1 tRNA gene and 2 rRNA genes are annotated in these 3,568 nt (G+C 50.8%); all 3 read left to right on the top strand.

What is annotated here, in order from left to right:
- Nucleotides 1-99: 99 nt before the first annotated feature.
- The 3 genes from BV214_RS15225 (at nt 100) to rrf (ending at nt 3,526) form a co-directional block, all read left to right on the top strand.
- Nucleotides 100-173 (top strand) — tRNA-Ala (locus BV214_RS15225).
- 228 nt (nt 174-401) lie between these two features.
- Nucleotides 402-3,239 (top strand): 23S ribosomal RNA (locus BV214_RS15220).
- 175 nt (nt 3,240-3,414) lie between these two features.
- Nucleotides 3,415-3,526, top strand: a 5S ribosomal RNA gene (gene rrf / locus BV214_RS15215).
- The last annotated feature ends 42 nt before the right edge of the window (nt 3,527-3,568 follow it).

Raw genomic sequence — 3,568 nt, 5'->3', positions numbered from 1 at the left:
AAGAGTAACACGTTCATTGATTGAAGTATTGAATTAGGAAATTCTAGAAGTTGGGGAACCTGACAACTGTAAAGTGGCATTTGCCGACTTATAGAAAACGGGGAATTAGCTCAGCTGGCTAGAGCGCCTGCCTTGCACGCAGGAGGTCATCGGTTCGACTCCGATATTCTCCACTATTCTGATTGAGGCTTGGATAGTTGTGTAGGTTTGAAATTCATTTTCAAATTTCCACATTACCACATTTTCAAATTGGAAAAACGTTCATTGACATATTGGGACAGGGTGCGCAGATAAGATTCAGGTCTTTGCGCACACTGAAAGAAATACGAGAGAATAAGTAAAGTACAAGTATAATTTTCTGTACCGCTGCCGCGGTACAGGGAGCGCGAACAAAAGGTCTGGCGACAAGCTAGATAAGGGCGTATGGGGAATGCCTAGGCTCTCAGAGGCGATGAAGGACGCGATAAGCTGCGAAAAGCTGCGGGGATCGGCACACACGATTTGATCCGCAGGTATCCGAATGGGGCAACCCGGCATGTTGAAGGCATGTCACCTGGTCGTAAGGCCAGGAGCAAACCCGGTGAACTGAAACATCTAAGTAGCCGGAGGAGGAGAAAACAATAGTGATTCCGTGAGTAGTGGCGAGCGAAAGCGGATTAGTCCAAACCTATGTTGTTTCGGCAATATGGGGGTTGTAGGACCACGATATTCGATGCGCAATGAATCGGAAGCCTTTGGAAAGAGGTACCGTAGAGGGTGATAGTCCCGTACGAGTAAAGAGCGTTATCGATAGTGGTATCCTGAGTAGCGCGGGGCACGTGAAACCCTGTGTGAATCCGGCGGGACCATCCGCCAAGACTAAATACTCCTGAGAGACCGATAGTGAACCAGTACCGTGAGGGAAAGGTGAAAAGAACCCTGAACAAGGGAGTGAAATAGATCCTGAAACCATACGCCTACAAGCGGTCGGAGCCCTTATGGGTGACGGCGTGCCTTTTGCATAATGAGCCTACGAGTTACTTTTACTGGCAAGGTTAAGCACTTCAGGTGCGGATCCGTAGCGAAAGCGAGTCTGAACAGGGCGCCATAGTCAGTAGTAGTAGACGCGAAACCGTGTGATCTACCCATGGGCAGGTTGAAGCAGTGGTAACACACTGTGGAGGACCGAACCCGTTGACGTTGAAAAGTCTTGGGATGACCTGTGGGTAGGGGTGAAAGGCCAATCAAACTCGGAAATAGCTCGTACTCCCCGAAATGCATTTAGGTGCAGCGTATACATAGTTTTATAGAGGTAGAGCTACTGATTGGATGCGGGGGCTTCACCGCCTACCAATTCCTGACAAACTCCGAATGCTATAAAATGTTTGTATGCAGTGAGGGCATGGGTGCTAAGGTCCATGTCCGAGAGGGAAAGAACCCAGATCACCAGCTAAGGTCCCAAAGTATATGCTAAGTTGATAAAACGCGGTGGAACTGCATTGACAGCCAGGATGTTGGCTTGGAAGCAGCCATTCATTTAAAGAGTGCGTAACAGCTCACTGGTCGAGCGGTTCCGCATGGATAATAATCGGGCATAAGCATATCACCGAAGCTGTGACTTCTATTATATAGAGGGGTAGGGGAGCATTCCAGGGGTGTTGAAGGAGTACTGTGAGGTATTCTGGAACGCCTGGAAACGAAAATGTAGGCATAAGTAACGATAATGCGGGCGAGAAACCCGCACGCCGAAAGACCAAGGTTTCCCCAGCTATGCTAATCAGCTGGGGGTCAGTCGGGACCTAACACGAACCCGAAGGGGGTAGTGGATGGACAACAGATTAATATTTCTGTACCTGCTCACATTAAAAGTGACGGGGATGTGGCGTTGGTGCGTACTGACGGAATAGTACGTTGAAGGGAGCGGTGACGCCCCGATAGTACACTGAGGCTTCGGCCAAGGTGATAATCCAGTTTAACATCCTCCGAGAAAACCAAGTGAAGCAGCCCGTACCGCAAACCGACACAGGTGGTTGGGATGAGTATTCTAAGGCGCTCGAGAGATTCATGGCTAAGGAACTAGGCAAAATAGACGCGTAACTTCGGGAGAAGCGTCGCCCCCTGTAATGGGGGGCCGCAGTGAAAGAGTCCAGGCGACTGTTTATCAAAAACACAGAGCTCTGCAAAATCGTGAGATGACGTATAGGGCTTGACACCTGCCCGGTGCTGGAAGGTTAAGAGGAGATGTCATTCCTTCGGGGAGAAGCATTGAATTGAAGCCCCAGTAAACGGCGGCCGTAACTATAACGGTCCTAAGGTAGCGAAATTCCTTGTCGGGTAAGTTCCGACCTGCACGAATGGTGCAACGATCTGGACACTGTCTCGGCCATGAGCTCGGTGAAATTGTAGTATCGGTGAAGATGCCGGTTACCCGCAGTGGGACGAAAAGACCCCGTGCACCTTTACTATAGCTTCGTATTGACCCTGGGCAACCAATGTGTAGGATAGCTGGGAGACTTTGAAGCTGCGCCGCCAGGCGTGGTGGAGTCGCCGTTGAAATACCAGCCTTTGTTTGTCCGGGGCCTAACTCCCATTGGGAGGACAGTGCGTGGTGGGTAGTTTGACTGGGGTGGTCGCCTCCAAAAGAGTAACGGAGGCTTCTAAAGGTGCCCTCAATACGGTTGGCAATCGTGTGCAGAGTGCAATGGCACAAGGGCGCTTGACTGAGAGACATACAGGTCGATCAGGTACGAAAGTAGAGCATAGTGATCCGGTGGTTCCGCATGGAAGGGCCATCGCTCAAAGGATAAAAGGTACGCCGGGGATAACAGGCTGATCTCCCCCAAGAGCTCATATCGACGGGGGGGTTTGGCACCTCGATGTCGGCTCGTCACATCCTGGGGCTGGAGAAGGTCCCAAGGGTTGGGCTGTTCGCCCATTAAAGTGGCACGCGAGCTGGGTTCAGAACGTCGTGAGACAGTTCGGTCTCTATCTACTGCGGGCGTTAGAAATTTGAGTGGACCTGACCCTAGTACGAGAGGACCGGGTTGGACCGACCGCTGGTGTACCAGTTGTCCCGCCAGGGGCATTGCTGGGTAGCTATGTCGGGATGGGATAAGCGCTGAAAGCATATAAGCGCGAAACCCGCCACAAGATGAGATTTCTTTAAAGGGCCGTGGGAGATGACCACGTTGATAGGCCATAGGTGTAAGTGCAGCAATGTACGTAGCCGAGTGGTACTAATTGCCCGTTGGCTTGCGCATACGTTGCCCCGTGTTTGTTCACGGGGCACGACAAACCTTTTAACAAGCAGTTTACAAGTATTTTACCTATTGCTCGCTATTTTAAATAAGTACACCCTGTCCCATTATTATGTCAACAATACAGCGCCCTAGTGGTGCGGTGGGCATCCATGATGATGGAATGCGCACAACGATTTTAGGTGGCCATGGCGACGGGGCCCACCCCTTACCATCTCGAACAGGGAAGTTAAGCCCGTCTGCGCCGATGGTACTGCTATATCAAGTGGGAGAGTAGGCCGCCGCCTTTTTTTAAGAGTCCCTTCATGGAAACATGGAGGGACTTTTTTTTT

It is taken from the genome of Arenibacter amylolyticus (assembly GCF_002150785.1).
In the GTDB taxonomy this organism is placed as follows: domain Bacteria; phylum Bacteroidota; class Bacteroidia; order Flavobacteriales; family Flavobacteriaceae; genus Arenibacter; species Arenibacter amylolyticus.
This window is presented reverse-complemented; position numbering and strand designations above follow the sequence as displayed.